At 41.6% G+C, this 19,584-nt stretch carries 14 protein-coding genes; 2 read left to right on the forward strand and 12 right to left on the reverse strand.

Annotation, left to right across the window (positions count from 1 at the left end):
• On the forward strand, nt 1-2,130 hold the full coding sequence (locus tag EKM82_RS00935) for a glycoside hydrolase family 65 protein (protein WP_164508032.1): 2,130 nt from the start codon (nt 1-3) through the stop codon (nt 2,128-2,130).
• A gap of 298 nt (nt 2,131-2,428) precedes the next feature.
• On the opposite strand, the gene EKM82_RS00940 is transcribed toward EKM82_RS00935, so the two are convergent.
• From EKM82_RS00940 to parE, 11 genes are all read right to left on the reverse strand, one after another.
• Complete coding sequence (locus EKM82_RS00940) at nt 2,429-2,713, reverse strand: 2'-5' RNA ligase family protein (protein ID WP_164508033.1); 285 nt, start codon at nt 2,711-2,713, stop codon at nt 2,429-2,431.
• Between the two features lie 298 nt (nt 2,714-3,011).
• Nucleotides 3,012-3,896 (reverse strand): metallophosphoesterase family protein, encoded by an 885-nt coding sequence (locus tag EKM82_RS00945; protein ID WP_125766460.1) that lies wholly within the window; start codon nt 3,894-3,896, stop codon nt 3,012-3,014.
• A 24-nt stretch (nt 3,897-3,920) separates the two neighbouring features.
• Nucleotides 3,921-4,367 (reverse strand): GNAT family N-acetyltransferase, encoded by a 447-nt coding sequence (locus EKM82_RS00950; RefSeq protein WP_125766461.1) that lies wholly within the window; start codon nt 4,365-4,367, stop codon nt 3,921-3,923.
• Between the two features lie 43 nt (nt 4,368-4,410).
• Nucleotides 4,411-5,856 (reverse strand): glycoside hydrolase family 1 protein, encoded by a 1,446-nt coding sequence (locus tag EKM82_RS00955; RefSeq protein ID WP_125766462.1) that lies wholly within the window; start codon nt 5,854-5,856, stop codon nt 4,411-4,413.
• Between the two features lie 794 nt (nt 5,857-6,650).
• Complete coding sequence (locus EKM82_RS00960) at nt 6,651-7,580, reverse strand: manganese-dependent inorganic pyrophosphatase (RefSeq protein ID WP_125766463.1); 930 nt, start codon at nt 7,578-7,580, stop codon at nt 6,651-6,653.
• A gap of 48 nt (nt 7,581-7,628) precedes the next feature.
• Nucleotides 7,629-8,588 (reverse strand): LysR family transcriptional regulator, encoded by a 960-nt coding sequence (locus EKM82_RS00965; protein WP_125766464.1) that lies wholly within the window; start codon nt 8,586-8,588, stop codon nt 7,629-7,631.
• Between the two features lie 210 nt (nt 8,589-8,798).
• Nucleotides 8,799-9,572: a pyruvate formate-lyase-activating protein gene (pflA, locus tag EKM82_RS00970; protein WP_125648536.1), complete on the reverse strand. Its 774-nt coding sequence runs from the start codon at nt 9,570-9,572 to the stop codon at nt 8,799-8,801.
• A 36-nt stretch (nt 9,573-9,608) separates the two neighbouring features.
• A complete protein-coding gene (locus EKM82_RS11185; protein ID WP_164508034.1) occupies nt 9,609-9,821 on the reverse strand; it encodes a hypothetical protein in 213 nt (70 codons plus the stop codon).
• A 457-nt stretch (nt 9,822-10,278) separates the two neighbouring features.
• The gene (gene pflB / locus EKM82_RS00975) at nt 10,279-12,540 is read right to left on the reverse strand and encodes a formate C-acetyltransferase (RefSeq protein WP_125766465.1); all 2,262 of its coding nucleotides are present in this window, start codon (nt 12,538-12,540) and stop codon (nt 10,279-10,281) included.
• 462 nt (nt 12,541-13,002) lie between these two features.
• Nucleotides 13,003-15,483 carry a DNA topoisomerase IV subunit A gene (gene parC / locus EKM82_RS00980; RefSeq protein ID WP_225419626.1) on the reverse strand — a complete coding sequence of 827 codons (2,481 nt, stop codon included), beginning with the start codon at nt 15,481-15,483 and terminating at the stop codon, nt 13,003-13,005.
• Nucleotides 15,484-15,488: 5 nt separating this feature from the next.
• The gene (parE, locus tag EKM82_RS00985) at nt 15,489-17,501 is read right to left on the reverse strand and encodes a DNA topoisomerase IV subunit B (RefSeq protein WP_125766467.1); all 2,013 of its coding nucleotides are present in this window, start codon (nt 17,499-17,501) and stop codon (nt 15,489-15,491) included.
• Nucleotides 17,502-17,760: 259 nt separating this feature from the next.
• Here parE and plsY point away from each other — a divergent pair, with 259 nt between their 5' ends.
• Nucleotides 17,761-18,402 (forward strand): glycerol-3-phosphate 1-O-acyltransferase PlsY, encoded by a 642-nt coding sequence (plsY, locus tag EKM82_RS00990; protein ID WP_125766468.1) that lies wholly within the window; start codon nt 17,761-17,763, stop codon nt 18,400-18,402.
• Between the two features lie 209 nt (nt 18,403-18,611).
• Here plsY and EKM82_RS00995 read toward each other — a convergent pair whose 3' ends face one another.
• Nucleotides 18,612-19,490 carry an aldose 1-epimerase family protein gene (locus EKM82_RS00995; RefSeq protein WP_125766469.1) on the reverse strand — a complete coding sequence of 293 codons (879 nt, stop codon included), beginning with the start codon at nt 19,488-19,490 and terminating at the stop codon, nt 18,612-18,614.
• Nucleotides 19,491-19,584 lie beyond the last annotated feature (94 nt).

Consider the following 19,584-nt stretch of genomic DNA (forward strand, 5'->3'; position numbering starts at 1 on the left):
GTGAAAATCGAACTTAACGACAACACAGCAGCAACCTTAGCCAAAGCAGAAAGTTTATTGTTCAATGGCAATGGCTTCATTGGGGTGCGAGGTAATCTTGAGGAATGGCCTTACGACTTTTATACAAGTACCCGTGAAACATATATTAATGGTTTTTATGAAAAAATCCCCGTCAATTATCCCGAGAAAATGTATGGCTTCACAGATACGGCAGATACCATGATCAGCGTCATCGACGGTCAAACCTCAATCATTAAAATCGGTAATGAAACCTTCCGGATTGATCAGGGGACAGTTTTACAAAACAAACGATTTGTTGATTTAGATGCTGGTATCACCGTTCGTGAAATTCGTTGGCAATCACCAACTGGTAAGATTACCACAATTAAAATTACGCGATTAACTTCATTTGTCCACAAAAATCTTTTTGCCACACAGATCACTTTTCAACGTGAGCATCATCAAGAACCAATCACTGTTGAAACACACTTAAACTTCGCACCGCCAACTAGTATCAGTGATCAAAATGATCCACGTCTAAATCATAATAAATCGACCATTCAAATTGAAAATGTCGATCTGAGTGATCAGTGCTGTCGTTTTGGCACCAAAAATTCACATCTGCAAGCTGAACTGAAATGGCAACTATCTGACGTTGTTAACACCAAACAAGAAGACAACAGGATTGTTATCACCTCTGAGGTAAAAGAAGGTTGTTTTGAAAAACGACTTAGTTATGCTTTCAAAGAATATCACCACGATGCGTTAGCGTTATCATTTCAGCAGCTACTTGAGGAACAACATGATTATCTGGCAGATTTCTGGCGAACGACTAAAATTACGATCAGTAGTCAAGATCAACTAGAAGAAAGCATCAATTACAGTTCTTATGCCTTGCTACAATCATTAGGTACTGACACAACCACCAGTATTGCAGCAAAAGGGTTGAGTGGGAGCGGGTATGAAGGCCACTATTTCTGGGATACGGAAATGTATATCTTTCCATTTTTCCTTTACATGCAGCCAGACTTAGCTAAAAAAATTCTGCTTTTCCGTTATCAAACTTTGACTAAGGCCAAAGAAAATCGTGCCTTACTTGGATATCAAACTGGGGCACTTTATCCCTGGCGAACGATTACTGGTTCAGAATCATCAGCATTCTTTGAGGCCGGTTCCGCGCAGCATCACATCAATGCAGATATTGCTTTTGCGTTTATTTCATATTATCAAAATACCGGCGACCTTGATTTCATCCGGGATTATGGCTTTGAGGTACTACTAGAGACAGCTCGAGTTTTTGCAGAAATCGGTTATATTAAGGCAGGGAAATTCCACATCGACGAAGTAACAGGACCTGATGAGTACACCGTGCTGGTTAATGACAATTATTATACCAATCGCATGGTTCAGCATCAGTTTGCTTGGGTCAATCGCCTAGCCAAGCAGCTAGCACAAGAACAACCAGCAGCTTGGCAACAATTAGTTGAAAGACTACAAATAGCACCAGACGAAATTGAAAAAATGGCCCAGTTTGGTCAGTTAATAAATAAACCATTTAACAAAGAACTAGGCATCATTGCTCAAGACCGGGATTTTCTCCAAAAAGCACCTTGGCCGTATAGCAAAGCGGAAACAAAATATCCACTGTTATTAAACTACCATCCGTTAACCATTTATCGCTACCAAATCACTAAACAAGCTGACGCAGTACTGGCGTTAATGTTATATCCACATGAGCAGCCTGAACCAATCGTCACAGCCTCTACAAAATACTATGACCAAATTACCACTCATGATTCAACTTTGTCGTATTCCGCATACTCGATTGTTTACGCCAGATTAGGACAAACTGAAAAAGCCTATGATTATTTCCAAAAAAATGCTCGAATTGATCTTGATGATTCACATCATAATACCAAAGATGGAATTCACACAGCCTCTATGGGCGGCACTTTTATGACGATCTTATTTGGTTTCTGCGGTCTTGAAATCAACGGCCAGCATTTAACAGTTCAGCCACACTTACCAAAAGCAATCACTAAGTTGTCGTTTCAAATTCATTTTCAGCAACGCCAATATCAAATCGACGTTGATCATCAGCATGCTGAACTTAAATTAATCAGCAATTAATTTAAAAAAACTTCCTGAAGAAATCATTTCAGGAAGTTTTTTTGCAATCAAACCTAAATTTTTTTGAGAAACAACTGAAGAGAAGAGAGTAGCAGCATTAACCACGATATATGGCCGAGCTACAAGCTGAAATTATATTATGTTAACGCAAGTTAACATAATATATATTATCGTAAGAAGGGTTTAAATTTACTAGTCGTTTAAAACCGCCCTGATTTTTTTAAATCTACTTCAAATAAGTCATTTTTCGACAAAAAAGCCCCCTCAAACAATTAATTTTGTTTTTGGTGGCTAATTTTCATTTTAAATTAAATTCAGCAATAACTTGACTACTTTCATCAGGTTGAATCGCTTCAATGGTAATTCGATCGACCAAAACTGTTTCTGGTTGTAATTGTTGGTTTAACTGATTAATAACAGCTGTTTTATTTAACGTTGCGCCAGCGCTGGAACTTAAATGACCCAATGTTAAATGTGGCTGATATGGATATTGCTTTTGCTCGTATGATGCCAACGTTCCAGCATACAACTGATCATGTAATCGTTGAATCGCCTGACAACCAGTCGTCAATTGCCAATACAAATACGAATCTGCCTGCCAACTGAGCTTACTTAGCCAAGCGGATATTAAAGGACGCTGTATTCGCAATTTTATCGGCAACCAATTGTGTTAAGGCACCTGCAGTTAAATCAGTTGGTGCAAATGGAAATACCAAAGAAATATGCGGTCGAATTTAGTTGCTAAGGGATCGTATTGCCGGCGAATCTTAGCAACGCGTTGCGCTTGTTGCAGTTACGGGAAAATAATAATTGAATATGACTGCGCCATTTTAAGCACCAACTCTAACCTTTTAATTGCTCACAAAAGTACTATTGGGCCACTAATTATTTTTTAGTTGCTGATCCAATTGCTGCAAAAACTGATGAACTTGGGCCACATAACCATACCGTTGATTCAGTTGATCTAAGGCGACTGGATTATGAGTACTAGCCAAACCAGTTTCACAGACTTGCTGATACAACTCAAAATACGGTAACTGTTGCCGCCGAGCGATTGCCAACTCAGCCGCTAAATCATAGCTGACTTTTCTAAACTCAAGACCATCATAACCATGTTCATCCAGACTTAGCAACGCATATTGTGAACGATGATCTGTAAATAAGTGAGACCAAGCACTGTATGGCTGACCAATCGAACCTGGGTTGATTACCAGTTGATCTGAATGACTAGTTCGCATAATTTGATGGTGAGTATGACCATAAATCGCAATATCCACCCTATTTTTTGTCTTAGGCGCTTCACTAAATAAGCGGTCAAAGTTCGCCTGCTCCTGAAATGGCAACAACTGATGACCGTAATTCCGCAAGGGCAAATTATGTGTCAATGAAAAAGTTAGACCGGCACGTTGAACGGTTCGCTGAATAGGCGCTTGTGATAATCGGCGATAGTAAGCCGGCTTCAGCGTTTGCTTAACATATTGGACCAAGGCGGCAATGTAAACATCTTGAGTGTTGGTTAAATCAACTGTGGCACTGCCTAAATCAGTCATTTGAAAAACAAAATTATCCCAATTGCCTCTGATCAAAACCGTTAAATTAACCTGATCTAATAATTCAAATAATGAATTGGTGCCCGGACCTGGCATTAATAAATCACCTAAGTACCAGTATTCAGTAGCACCTTGACGTTCGGCATCAGCCAATACTGCCGCTAAAGCAGTTTGATTACCATGAACATCAGAAATTAAAGCAATTCGTTGTTGCATTATGGTCAACTTCCTTCTGTTGATTTACTTAGCTGACCAACTAAATTCTAGTTCAACCTGACCAACTGTTTCATCTAATTGACGGCGAGTAATTTTAAAATCCTGTTGCTGATAAAATTGACAAGCCGCTTGATTGCGCTCATATGCGTATAAAACCAAAACCGGTTTCTCAGCCTTAAGGGCAGCCATTAGCTGCCGGCCAATACCTTGATGTTGCCAATCATGTGCGACGAATAAACCAGCAATCTCATGACTTTCAGCCACATAACCTAAGAAGCCAACGATTACTTGATTATTTTTAGCCACGATTAATTGACTGGTTGGTAATAATTCACGGACCTGATCTTGATGACTCAACCAATAATCTCGGGACACAAAATCATGAGCCGTTAAATTCCCCGACAACCAAATTTGCATCAGTTGATCTAATTCTTTTGCTGTTGGTGTGGTTAAACTAACAATTTCGACCATCAATGAACCTCCTATAAATCACCAGTATCACTGTTTGTTTAGTTTATAAGCAATTTTGACCGTTTGATTGAATCACTTTTTGATACCAATAAAATGATTTCTTGGGATAACGTTTCAAAGAGCCTTGACCAGCGTCATCTAAATCCACATAAATGAAGCCGTAGCGCTTGGACATTTGCCCCGTCGAGGCACTGACTAGGTCGATACAACCCCAGGGTGTGTAGCCCATTAAGTCAACGCCATCATCGATGGCCCCAGCCATAGCTTTAATATGCGCCTGTAAATAATCGATGCGATAATCATCATTGATCTGCATTTTCGCATCAGGTTGATCCACAGCACCTAAACCATTTTCAACGACGAATAATGGCTTCTGGTAACGATCGTATAGCTGATTCAAAGCAATTCGGAGACCCATTGGATCAATCTGCCAACCCCAGTCGCTTGCTTTCAAGAAAGGATTCTTAACGCCACCAACTAAATTACCGTTAGCAGTAGCATGATCCTGCTGCGTGACTTCGATCGTCGTCGACATATAATAACTGAAACCGATGTAATCAACTGGATAAGCCTTCAACAATGCCAATTCTTCATCAGTCCAATCGAGATCACTGAACTTTAAATTGTACTCAGCTAATAAGCGCTTCGTATAGGCTGGATACTGGCCACGCACTTGAACATCACCACAGAAGAAATTAAAATCTTGATTCTGCTGTAGTGTTGCCAGTTGATTGACCGGATTGGCATCATAGCCATAACTGGTGGCATAAAGAATCATACAGCCAATTTTTAAATTAGGATCTAATTGATGGCCAATTTTAACAGCTAGCGCGCTGCTAACAAATTGATTATGCCAAGCTTGAAAAATATTCCGCTGCTCATTGGCACCATTAGCTGGCACTAAACCTTGGCCCATGACTGGAAAATGAGCGGCACTATTAATTTCGTTGAAAGTCAGCCAATACTTCACTTGCTGGTGGTAACGTGTCAGGACAGTTTCCGCAAAACGTTGGTAGAATTTGATTAAAGCTTTGTTCTTCCAACCACCATACTTTTTAGCTAAATTAAGCGGCATTTCATAATGAGAAATCGTAATCACTGGCTCAATTTGATACTTCAGGCATTCAGCAATGACAGCATCATAAAACTGCAAGCCTGCTTCGTTAGGTGTTGTTTCGTCACCTTGTGGGAAGATCCGTGACCAGGAAATCGAGAAGCGATAACATTTGAACCCCATTTTGGCAAACAAGGCAATGTCTTCACGAAAATGATGGAAATGATCGATGCCTAAATGATTAGGATAGCGATATTTCGTCTCATCAATTGTCCAATCAAAATCGGGTTGTTGAACGATTTTAAACCGATCAGGCCCGCCTGGTAAGGCATCGGCGATCGATAAACCACGACCACCTTCCTGATAGCCACCTTCTAATTGATTCGCAGCGGTCGCCCCGCCCCATAAAAAGTTCTTCGGAAATTCTGTTGTCATCAAACTAACTCCCTTCGATTCGATCACGGCTTATTTGATAATCATCACGATAAGCTATGCTTAATCTTAACACGCTTTTTGACTTCGACCAAATTGATTTAGGGCCTTTCGATCTACTACGTCAGGTAAAGTTCAAAAACGTTGGAACATTAATGAAGCTGTTGAAACGGAATTGAGTCTGACTGCATTCCGGGCTGCTTGGCGTGGAACGCGGCCGACGCTGATTGAAGCCTTTTTTCAAAAGTCTTCAATACAGGTCTTATCGTAAGTGCTAAAGCACCAACGATAATTTGGCGGCTGACGCCAAGATTCCTCCATTCCGTCTGGAGTTGAGGTAGTGCATTTAATAATTGTTAGTGCTTAAGACAGTGTTGCGAGATCCAGTAGCTCATTTCAATCAATAGTAATAGTTGAACGGTGACATAAAAACGGCGTGACAACTCTCTTCTCAGTAAAGATTGTCACACCGGTTTTATATCACCACAATTTGGTTCGGCCAAGTAGTGGTGCTCAATTCTGTTAGTTTAATCCAGGCAGGGGCCCAGCGATTGGCGTCAATGGTGAAATTATTCTTGCCGCTTCAGCGGTTAGAATAAGACTCGTATCTGAGATTGTTGCGTTAGCAATAAGCTCAGATCGATGTCCACCATGTTCCACGCCCATAAAATCGCTGGGCCCCTGCCGTTCTCAAATATGGCGCGACCAAATCAGCAACAAAAAACAAAAAAGAACGCTGAATCTAGATCAATTCTAGATTCAGCGTTCGCTTGTAATGTTGGAAAAATAATCTTTTATTAATATGCTTCAGTTAGTGGTGGGACAACTTGTTTCTTCCGGGAAACCACGCCTGGTAAAGCAACCAAGTTATCAGCTAATTTCTTGCCGAAAGCTTTTTCAAAAGTTGCTTGGCCAGTAGCTGAACCTAAAATCAAGCCTTCAGAATCACTGTTCAGAATATTGGTAATGATCAAAACAAACAGATCATAGTTCTTGTCAGCAATTTCTTGGTTGATCACTTTCTCAAAAGCCGCCTTGCGAGCCAGCACACTGTCGATATCAACGGTGTTCACTTGAGCGATGCGAACTGACTTGCCGTTCATGTCAAAACTCTTAGCATCCATATCGATCAATTCTGCTTCGGACTTGCTATCAAGATTAGTACCAGCCTTCAATAAATCAAGGCCATAACTTTGATAGTCAACACCCGCAATTTTAGCTAAGGCTTCAACTGCTTGGCGATCAACATCAGTTGTTGTTGGTGACTTCAACAGTAATGTGTCAGAGATAATTGCTGACAACATTAAACCAGCAATTTTAGTTGGGATCGCAATTTCTTTTTCATTGTACATTTCCCATAAAATTGTGCTGGTACAACCAACTGGTTCAGCACGATAGTATAACGGATTAGCCGTATTAAAGTTACTGATCCGGTGATGATCAACCACGTGAGAAACTTCAACGTCAGCAATGTCACTGACACTTTGTTGAGGTTCATTATGGTCAACTAACATGACTTGCTTAACTTCATTAGCAGCCGTCTTAATCGCCCGTGGTGCCTCAGTCTCAAAGTGCTTCAAAGCATAAACAGTTTCTTCATTAGGTTCGCCCAAGGCAACAGCCTCAACGTCAAGACCTAATTGATTTTGTAAATATGCGTATGACATAGCCGCTACAATCGCGTCGGTATCAGGATTCTGATGCCCAAAAACTAACTCTTTTGCCATTAATAAAACTCCTTTACTATCAATCTGTCTTATTCATTGTACCTCATTTTAGAGGTGACGTGAATTACCTAAAACAGTTTGATAGTTCTTTTCTGCAAAAAAGGCGTCCCATTCTTTGAAGAAGCGTGCAATCCGCGGAATTTTAGCCTTATCTTGACGGTAAACAAAGGCCATATCAAAATTAATTGCCGGGTCAAAGGCTGTTGCTTCCATCTTGAATTCGCCTTGGTGAGCTAACCAGAAACTATATGGCAAAGCTGTTGCCAACTGGCGAGCTTCAGCAAATTTCACCATTTGATAAGGTGAGGTGAATTGAGCTCGACTAACTGGTTCATCAACCATCTTGTTCTTGTAAACTTCACGCAATAATTGGGCAATGAAGTAATCAGGTGGATAAGTGACCCAATCGCTCTTATTCGTTGATTGTAAACGAACTTTCTTCTTACCAACCAACTTCTGATCATGATGCAAGAACATCAAATGATCTGAGAAAATCTTGCGCGTATCATATGAGCGCCAGTTCTTAATGCTTTGGTCAGGCACATACATTACGGCTAAGTCGATTTGATTGTTTTCCAATTGTTCCCAAATTTCGCGACGAGTTAATAAGACGAAGCGAACTTTAATATTCGGATACTTCTCGGAAAAATGAATGAAGAAAGTTTCAAAGGCACTGTCCTCCATTGATGACAAGAAGCCAATATTAATTGAACCACTTGTTGGACTAGTTGATTGTTGAACCTTATTTAAGGCCTCATTGACGAGATCAAAAATTTGTTGTGTGGTATTCAACATCGTCCGACCTGCATCAGACAGATACAGTTTCTTACCGATTGAGAAGAAGACCGGGGCCCCCACCGTCCGCTCTAACTTCTTAATTTGTTGCGTTAATGCTGGTTGCGTAATTCCCAGGATTTGCGCAGCTTGCGTGTAATTCATTGTCTCGGCTAACTTCATGAAATAAGTTAGCGTCTTTGATGCAAAAAGATTTTCTTGTTTTGTCTTCATGACAAACATTCCCCCCAATTCAATTTTCACGTTACACGTTAACATTATCATAGTATAAGCAAAAAAAAAGAGCAACAATTTTGATTGCCCTTACATTTCGTACCTTAAATAATAACAGGCGCGAAACCAAGGCTCAAGTCAAAGTATTACTCTTTTTTAATCATTTTACAAAATAAAAGCGATAATGACTGGTCAACTTTATCAAATCAGCTATTTGGACCAACCTTGATAATCATTAACATGCAGTAAATTCTCGGCATTGACGACCCGTTCATGAGTTGGTGGCTCGATGCCCTTCAAGGGGTAATCAATCCCTAAAGTTTCGTACTTGACTACACCCATTGTATGATATGGCAAAATTTCCACCTTATCGACGGTTTTTAAAGTTTTAATATATTCGCCTAGCTCGCGCAAATTATCGTCGTAATCCGTCCGTTCTGGCACGAGGACGTGGCGAATCCACATGTGATGACCATTATCTGACATATATTCAATCATAGCCAAGACCGTCTCGTTATTAAAGCCGGTTAAACGTTTATGGCGATCAGTGTCAATCTGCTTAATATCCACTAAAGAAACATCGGTCACTGCCATTAACTGTTTAAATTTGCTAAACCAAGGTTCCTTGTAGGTAAAAGGCTGGCCACAAGTATCCAAGCAAGTATTGATACCTTCAGCCTTGGCCTTAGTAAATAAATCAATCAAGAAGTCGATTTGTAGCAATGATTCACCACCGCTACAAGTGATGCCACCACGTTTGCCCCAGAAAGCCCGGTACTTAATCGCTTCAGCCAAAATTTCGTCAGAAGTCATTTCGTCACCAGTGCCAATATTCCAAGTATCGGGGTTATGGCAGAACTCACAGCGCATTCGACAACCTTGTAAGAAGATCACGTAACGAATACCAGGGCCATCAACGGACCCAAAAGTTTCAATTGAATGAACGTAGCCAACGACTGGCTTTGTTGTTGTCGAAAGTACCATAATTATCTATCCTTTCTTGAAGCAGAGTAACTCGGTTTATAATTCTTTGATACATATTAGTGTGATCGTTGAAATTATATCTTCAGTATAAAACAGAATGGCGTCTGACTCCATTCCGGGCTTGCTGGTTGTGGAACGCGGCCGGCATCGATTTGAACCAATTACAGACCAAATTGTTTCAAATACGAGCCTTTGTCTAATTGCTAAAGCAATAAGACAAATTTGGCGGCTGACAACCACGCCCTCCATTCCGTCTGGAGTTAATGTTGATCACTGAAATCTTGTTAGTGAATACTGTAATACAGCGGGTTAGAACAACCCAAACTGAAATTGGTAAAAAAATACGTTAGTAAGTCTCACAGTTGCTGCATTGAACACTGGTAAGAGAAAAGTACGCCAACTTAACTCCAGACGGCGTGGAGGGATCTTGGCGTCAGCCGCCAAATTATTGTTAGTGCTTTAGCACTTACAATAAGACCTGTATCTGAGACAATTTGATTCGTAACTATCTCAGATCAGTGTCGGCCGCGTTCCACGCCAAGCAGCCCGGAACAGAGTCAGATGCCATTTAGTTTTCACATCTATATTTCTGTTACCCATCGAGCTTGTTGCCGATAAAACTACAAAAGACAATAAACTTTAGCCGTTTATTGTCTTTTGTAGAAAGCGTTCAGGAACGCTCCCTACCGTTGCTAAATGTGTTGTACTACATTGTCTCGAAGTAAGTCCGAGAGATAACGTCATCTTGCTGTTCTTTTGTCAAATCAGCGAAGTATACGCAGTAGCCAGATACACGAACAGTTAATGTTGGATATTCTTCTGGATGTTGTTGAGCATCAAGTAAAGTATCACGGTTGAAAACGTTGATATTCAAGTGCATACCATTGTTTTCCATGTAACCATCAACCATGTTCACTAAAGTATCTTTGCGGGCTTCATCATCATGACCTAAAGTATTTGGTGTTACGCCGAAAGTATTTGAAATACCATCACGAGCAAAGTGATATGGTAATTTTGCAGTTGAAAGTAATGATGCCAAAGCACCGTTCTTTTCTGCACCGTAAGCTGGGTTAGCACCTGGTGAGAATGGTTCGCCGGCTTGACGGCCATTAGGAGTAGTCCCAGTATTCTTACCATAAACAACGTTAGAAGTAATGGTTAAGATCGAAGTTGATAATTTAGCACCACGATATAAGTGATGTTTGTTCATCATTTCGAAGAAGTGTTGAACTAACCATTTAGCGATGTCATCAGCACGATCATCATTGTTACCATAACGTGGGTAGTCATTGTCATCGGCGATGAAATCAGTCGCAATTCCGTCTTCATCACGGACTACTTTGACATGACCATATTTGATTGCAGAGATTGAGTCAACGGCATGTGAGAATCCAGAAATACCAGTAGCAAAAGTCCGGTCAAGATCAGTGTTCTTCAAAGCCATTTGGGCAGCTTCATAGTAATACTTGTCATGCATGTAGTGGATAGCGTTCAATGAGTTAACGTAAATGTCAGCTAACCAATCCATCATTGGATCAAGTTTCTTCATGAATTCTTTGTAATCGATATATTCACTCTTGATGCCTTCATAAGCAGGTCCAACTTGAGCTTTACCTAATTCATCAACACCACCGTTGATCGTGTAAAGAATTACCTTAGCTAAGTTAGCCCGAGCACCGAAGAATTGCATACCAGTAGCGATTGGTTGTGCAGATACACAGCAAGCGATGCCATAGTAATCAGTACCCCATTCGTTACGCATTAAATCGTCATTTTCATATTGAATTGTTGAGCTCTTAATCGAAACTTCAGTTGCATAGCGTTTGAAGCCTTCTGGTAAGCGTTCTGACCATAACAAAGTAATGTTTGGTTCAGGAGCAGCACCCATGTTGTCCAAGGTCTTCAAGAAACGGAAAGCAGTCTTTGTAACATGGTGACGGCCATCAATACCCATACCACATAGTGAAAGTGTTGCCCAGATTGGGTCACCTGAGAATAATGAGTTATAGTCTTCAGTCCGAATGAAACGAACCATCCGTAATTTCATGACCATATGATCAATATATTCTTGGGCTTGTTCTTCAGTAATTGTGCCCCGCTTCAAATCACGGTTAATATAAGCATCAATTACAGTATCGATCCGGCCAACTGACATTGCTGCACCGTTTTGAGTCTTAACGGCAGCTAAGTAACCGAAGTAGATCCATTGGATTGCTTCTTGAGCATTTTCAGCAGGACGGCTTAAGTCAAAGCCGTATGAAGCAGCCATTTTCTTAATGTCATTTAAAGCACGATATTGTTCTTGAACTTCTTCACGAAGCTTAATGACATCATCAGTCATTTCGCCATCGCCAATACTTTCAAAATCATGAGCTTTAGCAGCCATTAAACGGTCGATCCCGTAGATAGCGATCCGTGGGAAGTCAGAAACTAGACGGCCACGAGCATAAGCATCTGGCAAGCCAGTGATGATCTTGTAGTGACGGCATTTCCGCATTGCTGGTGTATAAACATCGAAGACACCTTGGTTATGAGTCTTGCGGTCTTCAGTGAAGATTTTATGTTCTTCAGCATCAGTATCGAAACCATATGCTTTCAACGCATCTTCGGCCATCCGAATCCCACCAAATGGCATGAATGCACGCTTCAAAGGTTTGTCAGTTTGTAAACCAACAATTGTTTCTAAATCTTGGTTAATATAGCCTGGTTTATGTGAAGTGATTGTACTCACAACTTTATTGTCGGCATCAAGAACACCGCCAGCTTCACGTTCTTGTTTCTTTAATTCAAGCACGCGATCGTTTAATTCAGTTGTGGCTTCAGTTGGGCCAGCAAGGAAACTTTCGTCGCCATCATATTGATTTAAGTTCTTTTCAATGAAATCACGGACGTTGATGGTTGTTTGCCAATCCCCGCCGACAAAACCTTCCCAATATTCTGGTGTGGTTGTTTTTTCCATCTGTTTCATAAAAATAGCCTCCATATCAATCAATCTAGTTACAACACATTTGATGATTTAAGTATAACATGTCACAAAACTTTTGCAAGCCTTTTCTTCCCCGCTATTTGGGCATCAAAAATTAAGTAAAACGCTATCATATCAATAATTAGCGCCATATTCTAATCATTTTTGAGCAAGCTATCACAAAATAATTTATTATTTTTTCAAATGTGGTATAACAGATTTTAGACGTTGTATTACAACAATTTTGAATCATTGCTGACTTTCCAGGTCACTTGGGCTGACATTACCAGCCATTTTACAATAAGCAACTTTCCTAGCCGCTGACCAAATTAAGTCTTTGATCAAATCTGTTTAAAGCGGCTCGCAGCGGTCTTAACGTATTAGATTAGCAAAAATCATAAAAAGCCACGACAGCATCCCCTTTGAAGAGATGTTGGTCGTGGCTTAATTTATATTTCTGATTGTTTAGTCAGCCGTGGCCTCGGGTTCAACTGGCATGGTCACCAAGGAAATCGGTGCCCCGGCATCAGTTGGATCTAAGACAAAGCTACCGTTTGAATAACGGTCGCTGACTGATAAATCAGCGGTTTGTACTGGCACTTGCTCGCCAGTATCAGTGGTAATCAATAATTGTGGTTGAGCCGGATCAATCGCAGTGGCTGCCACAATCCGATGTGGTTTGGTCTTCAATTCGCGCAGAACTAGCAGCCCACGGCGAGCCCGATTACTTAACGGCAACTCACTTAGCGCCATTTTCTTAAAGGCACCACGTTGCGTCAGAATCGCCACATCCGCCATTTGTTCCAATTGCGGTTGCGATAAGGTAATGGTGCTAACGACCAGATCTTGATCTTTCAAGCTGATGGCCCGAACACCGGCAGCTTTCGCCCCAACAACGGGAACATCACTTAAAGCAAAGTGCAAGCCGAAGCCACGCTGTGAAAAGGCAAAGACTTCAGCAAATGGCACTGTTTCAGGTAATAAGTAATCAACACTTAAAACATGAGCCGCTTCACTCTTCAAGCTGATCGCCGCTTGTAAGCGAGTTCGATAAGTCCGACCTGGCAATAGATTTTGGAAATTGACCTGTTTAATATAGCCATCGGAAGTCGTTAAGATGAAATTGCCTTGTTCAGCAGCTAAATCTTTAAAGCGATAAACGGCTAAAACTGACTCATCATTAGCTAGTCCAACATCCTGAGATAAATGCTGGCCAGTATCCTTCCATTTCACATCCAACAACTCATGAACCGGCCGATACAGCAATCGGCCTAAGTTCGTAAAGATGTACAAATGGTCCAAGGTATTCACTTGCTCTTGAAAAATCGGATAATCCTCGTCTTTCAAGCCATCATCACTAGCACCAGTTGCTTGAAAAGAACGAATGCTACTGCGCTTGAAGTAGCCATCATGACTAACTTGAACCATCACGTCTTCAGAAGTGACCATGACACTGGTATCAATTTCCAAGCTAGCAACTTCGGCTTCGATTTTAGTTCGCCGGGGACTAGCAAATTCTTTCTTAATCGCTAGTAATTCAGACTTGATCACCCGATCCAACTCGGCGGGTTCCGCCAAAATCTTCTGGTAAGTGGCAATTGTTTTGGATAATTCCCGATGTTCTGCTTCTAGAGCAGTCACATCCGTATTGGTTAACCGGTACAATTGCAAAGAAACAATGGCTTCAGCCTGAACTTCACTAAATTGATATTTAGCAACTAAATTGTTCTTGGCATCCCCCTTATTCTTACTACCCCGAATTAATGCAATTACTTCATCCAAAATTGATAAAGCGCGAATCAAACCTTCAACGATGTGTTGCCGCTTTTGAGCCTTTTTAAGGTCAAATTGAGTCCGCTTAGTTAAGACGTCCCGTTGATGAGCTAAATAAGCGACTAACGCTTGACGCAAGCCAATTTGTTGTGGTCGTAAGTCGGCAATGGCCACCATGTTAAAGTTATAAGAGATTTGCAAATCCGTGTTCTTGAATAGGTAGTTCAAAATCCCTTGGGCATCCGCATTTCGCTTCAACTCAATCACGATACGTAAACCAGTCCGGTCGGTTTCATCCCGCACTTCCGAAATACCGTCGACTTTTTTCAGCACGCGTAACTCGTCAATCTTCTTAACCAAGAGCGCTTTGTTCACTTCATACGGTAATTCGGTCACGGTAATTTGTTCGCGCTGACCACGCAATGTTTCAATTGCCGTCTTGGAACGTAAATACACGCGACCACGGCCAGATTGATAAGCATCCTTAACCCCAGCAACACCTTGTAAGATCCCGCCAGTAGGAAAATCTGGTCCCGGCACAAGCTTCATTAAATCTGCCAATTCGGCTTCGGGATGATTCATTAAATAAATCACCGCGTCAATGACTTCGCCAAGATTATGCGGTGGAATCTCAGTGGCATAACCAGCCGAAATTCCTGAGGAACCATTGACCAATAAGTTCGGAAAATGGGCTGGTAAAACAGTGGGCTCTTCGCTAGTATCATCGAAATTCAATACCATATTAACAGTTTCTTTTTCGATGTCCTTGAGCATTAACCCGGCAATCTTACTTAAGCGCGCTTCAGTATACCGCATCGCTGCTGGCGGATCGCCATCCATGGAACCATTATTCCCGTGCATCTCAATTAAGGGTGCTCGTAATTTCCAATCCTGGCTCATTCGCACCATGGATTCGTAAATGGAACTATCACCATGGGGATGGAAGTTACCCATGACATTCCCCACTGACTTCGCTGATTTACGAAATTCATGGTCATACGTATTGCCATCTAAATTCATGGCATACAGAATTCGCCGTTGCACTGGTTTCAGTCCATCACGAATATCTGGTAAAGCCCGTTCTTGAATAATGTATTTCGAGTAACGGCTAAACCGTTCGCCCATCACTTTTTCGATGGAGAGTTCTTCAATTTTCTGTGGTTGTTCAGCCAAACTCATCACACACCTTTATGTTGTTCAACTTGCTTTAATAAATCTTGCGTACCCGTATCACCTTGCACGTCTTCAGCCGCCGTGGTATCCAAAATACTACCCTCTTCATCCAGTGTGAACTTCACATTGTCTTCGATCCAACGACGCCGGGGCTCAACTTTATCGCCCATTAACGTGGTCACACGTTTCTCTGCTAAAGTGGCATCTTCGATTTTGACCCGGATCAATGTCCGTGCGACTGGATCCATGGTGGTTTCCCACAGCTGGTCGGCATTCATTTCACCTAAACCTTTAAACCGTTGCAGGCTATAGCCATGGCCCAAATCTTTGGTCGCATTAGCTAACTGATTTTCGGTCCAAGCATAGCGAATAATACTCTTAGCGCCACGACCTTTTTGCACCTTATAAAGAGGTGGTAAGGCAATATAAACTTTGCCAGCTTCGATTAAAGGCCGCATGTAACGGTAGAAGAAAGTCAACAGCAGAATCTGAATATGAGCACCATCATCGTCGGCATCGGTCATAATAATGATTTTGTCATAATTAGCATCAGCCAAGTTAAAGTCAGCACCAACGCCAGCACCAATCGTGTAAATCATCGTATTGATTTCTTCGTTTTTAATAATATCTTGTAGCTTGGCCTTCTGGGTATTTAAAACTTTCCCTCGTAATGGCAAAATCGCTTGGAAATGACGATCTCGACCTTGTTTGGCTGAGCCACCGGCAGAATCCCCTTCGACTAAGTAAAGCTCATTTTTCTTAGGGTTTCGTGATTGAGCTGGGGTGAGTTTCCCGGATAATAAGCCTTCATGACGTTTACGCTTCTTGCCATTGCGACTTTCATCACGGGCTTTACGAGCAGCATCGCGGGCTTCGCGAGCTTTGATGGCCTTTTGAACCAGCATTTGGCCCACGTCACCATTTTCCAATAAATAATAAGAGAACTGCTCATAAATCAAGCTATCAACGGCTGTTCGTGCTTGGGGCGTGCCTAAGCGTCCTTTAGTCTGGCCTTCAAACTCCAGGATTTCTTCGGGGATCCGCACTGAAATAACCGCACTGATGCCTTCCCGAACGTCACTACCTTCAAGGTTCTTATCTTTATCCTTCAGCAAATTAGTCTTACGCGCGTAGTCGTTAAAGGCCCTCGTTAAACCAGACTTCATCCCGGTTTCATGGCTACCACCATCAGCAGTCCGGACATTATTGACAAAGGAAATAATGTTCTCAGAATAACCGTCGTTGTATTGGGCGGCAAAGTCGATTTCCATGCCGTCCTTTTCACCTTCGACGCTAATTACATCAGTCAAAGTATCTTTGTCTTCATTCAAATAGCGCACAAAGGATTGCAGACCATCATCAAACTTAAAAGTTTCCGACTGATCAGTTTGCTTATCAGCAATCGTAATCGCGACGCCCTTCAGCAAGAAAGCTGACTCACGGAGTCGTTCTACCAACGTATCATATTTGAATTTAGTGGTTGTAAAAATGGCTGGGTCAGGCATGAAACTAATTTTAGTCCCTGAGGCAAGCTTACTTTTACCAATTTCTTTCAAAGTGCCTTCAGGATGACCACCGTTCACAAAGCGTTCTCGATATAGGCGGTGATCACGGACAACTTCCACTTCCAGCCATGAAGATAAGGCATTAACGACTGAGGCCCCAACCCCATGCAAGCCACCGGAAGTTTTATAGTTGTTCTCAGTAAACTTCCCACCAGCATGCAAAATCGTTAAAATAACTTCAATCGTGGGCCGACCTGAGGCATGCATCCCCGTTGGCATCCCGCGGCCATGGTCAGTCACAGTTAAACTACCATCTTGATTGATTGTCACCGTAATTTCTTTCCCATAACCAGCCATGGCTTCATCAACGGCATTATCAATAATTTCATAAGCCAAGTGATGTAGACCGCGACCATCAGTCGAACCAATATACATCCCCGGCCGTTTACGAACAGCATCTAATCCCTCAAGAATCTGGATCGAACTGTCATCATATTTTTGTTTGGCTACCATTTGAACCTCCAACATTCTCAATCCCCGTCGTCGCTAAAAAATTAGCCGACAACGCGAAACAGTGCCGCTAATCATTGCCAGCACCGCTTTACAAACTTTTTTAAAAGCTTATTCCTTATTTTTACAAACGTATGTTCTACCTATTAAGGTTACGCATCTGAATAATGATTGTCAACCGCCGCAGATTTTTGTAGAATAGGGCTTAGTGCCATTATTCTGATTGATCAATTTAGGCTTAGCGCGTCTAAATTAATTCGCAATGCACGACGGAGGAATCATTTTGAAATTTGCAGTCTTAATTATTTTAGCATATCTTTTAGGCTCTTTCCCATCTGGTGTGGTAGTTGGCCAGATTTTTTTCAAGAAAGATATTCGCCAGTTCGGCAGTGGCAACATCGGCACGACCAATACTTTCCGAGTTTTAGGCCGAACTGCTGGGGTGAGCGTGCTGGCCTTAGATATTCTAAAAGGTACTGTTGCCGCTAGTTTACCAGTTTGGTTTCATTTAGGACTGCCACATTACTTTATTCTGCTCTTTGGTTTAGCCGCTATTCTTGGCCATTCCTTTTCGATCTTTATTAAGTTTTCTGGTGGTAAAGCAGTCGCCACTAGTGCTGGTGTATTATTAGCTTATAATCCCCAATTTTTTGTAATTGCGGTCAGTACTTTTGTTCTGATCATGCTGATTTCTAGTATGGTCAGTATGGCCAGCATGTTGGGAATGATTTTAATCACGATTTTCTCGTTTTATTATCATGATATTTTCCTGACTTTAACAGCGGTATTATTGACGATTTTTATTTTCTATCGTCATCGTGCCAATATTAAACGGATTCGCCAAGGCACCGAGAACTTGGTACCATTTGGCTGGTATTATCACCAACAGAAAAAGAAAAAATAGCTTAAATATAAAAATGACCAAACAAAAACAGGTCACTGCTCAGTACCAAGGTCTTAACAACCACCGACTGAAGCAGGTCCTGTTTTTTATTGTCTTTAAAATTCCACAAGCGTCGCGCCCTAGTTGATGCCGACCGCGTTCCACGCCAAGCAGCCCGGAACAAAGTCAGACACCATTCTGCTTAATCATCTTTCCCATTAGTATCATTTTTACGAAAAGCTAATTTGATATTTAGCCTTGAAGTTTTCCTGTGGTGCTAAGGTGTTCATGCCGAACTTGTCCGTCAGCTCACCATTACTATCTGTTAAATCAGCAATACCCCACCATGGTTCAATGCAGACATAGTCGCCAGTTTGGGGATAAGCTGACCAAACACCGACAAACGGCGCATCTTTGGTTTTTAAATTAATACTGTGTTTTGATTTATCGGAACGAATTTCAACTTCATTGGTGCCGTTTAATTGGAAAATCAGTGCATCATTTGCGAAAACTTCATGATTGATTTGCCAATCAACATCAGTTGGTGCCAAAGTCCGGTGCGCATAATCAACGCCAGTCGCGGTTAACGGGATCTGAATCCGGCTCTTACTTGGTTTGAAACGTAAGAAATAGTCGGCAAAGTCAACGCCACTTTCAACTGGCAAACGGAAACCAGGATGCCCGCCAACACCAAAAATCAATGGCTCAGTTTCACTCGGATTATTAACATAGTAAGTGACATTCAGTAACCGATTGATCAATGAATATTTCACCCGAAATTCAAAGGCAAAAGGATATTTCGCCCGAGTTTCGGCATTATCAGTTAACAAGAAAGTTAAACTATGATCCGTTTCCCGTTCCAAAGTGAATTCTAAATCACGGGCGAAACCATGTTGGGTCATGTGGTAAGTTTTGCCTTGATAAGTATATTGATCGTCTTTCAATTTACCAACGATCGGGAATAAATTAGGCGCATGACGGCCCCAGACTTGAGGATCTGCTTGCCATAAGTATTCAACACCTGAATGCTGATCGATCAGACTTTGCATTTCTGCGCCCTTAGTTGCGACAGTTAATTGATAAAATTCATTTTCAAGTTTAACGTTCATTAAGTTTACCTCCGTATTTGTCAGCGTACGGCCTGAGGTGAATCCCCCTGTGACCGACTTATGCTGACAACGCTTTTCTTCATTACGATAACAC

Source organism: Lapidilactobacillus wuchangensis, assembly GCF_003946645.1.
GTDB lineage: Bacteria > Bacillota > Bacilli > Lactobacillales > Lactobacillaceae > Lapidilactobacillus > Lapidilactobacillus wuchangensis.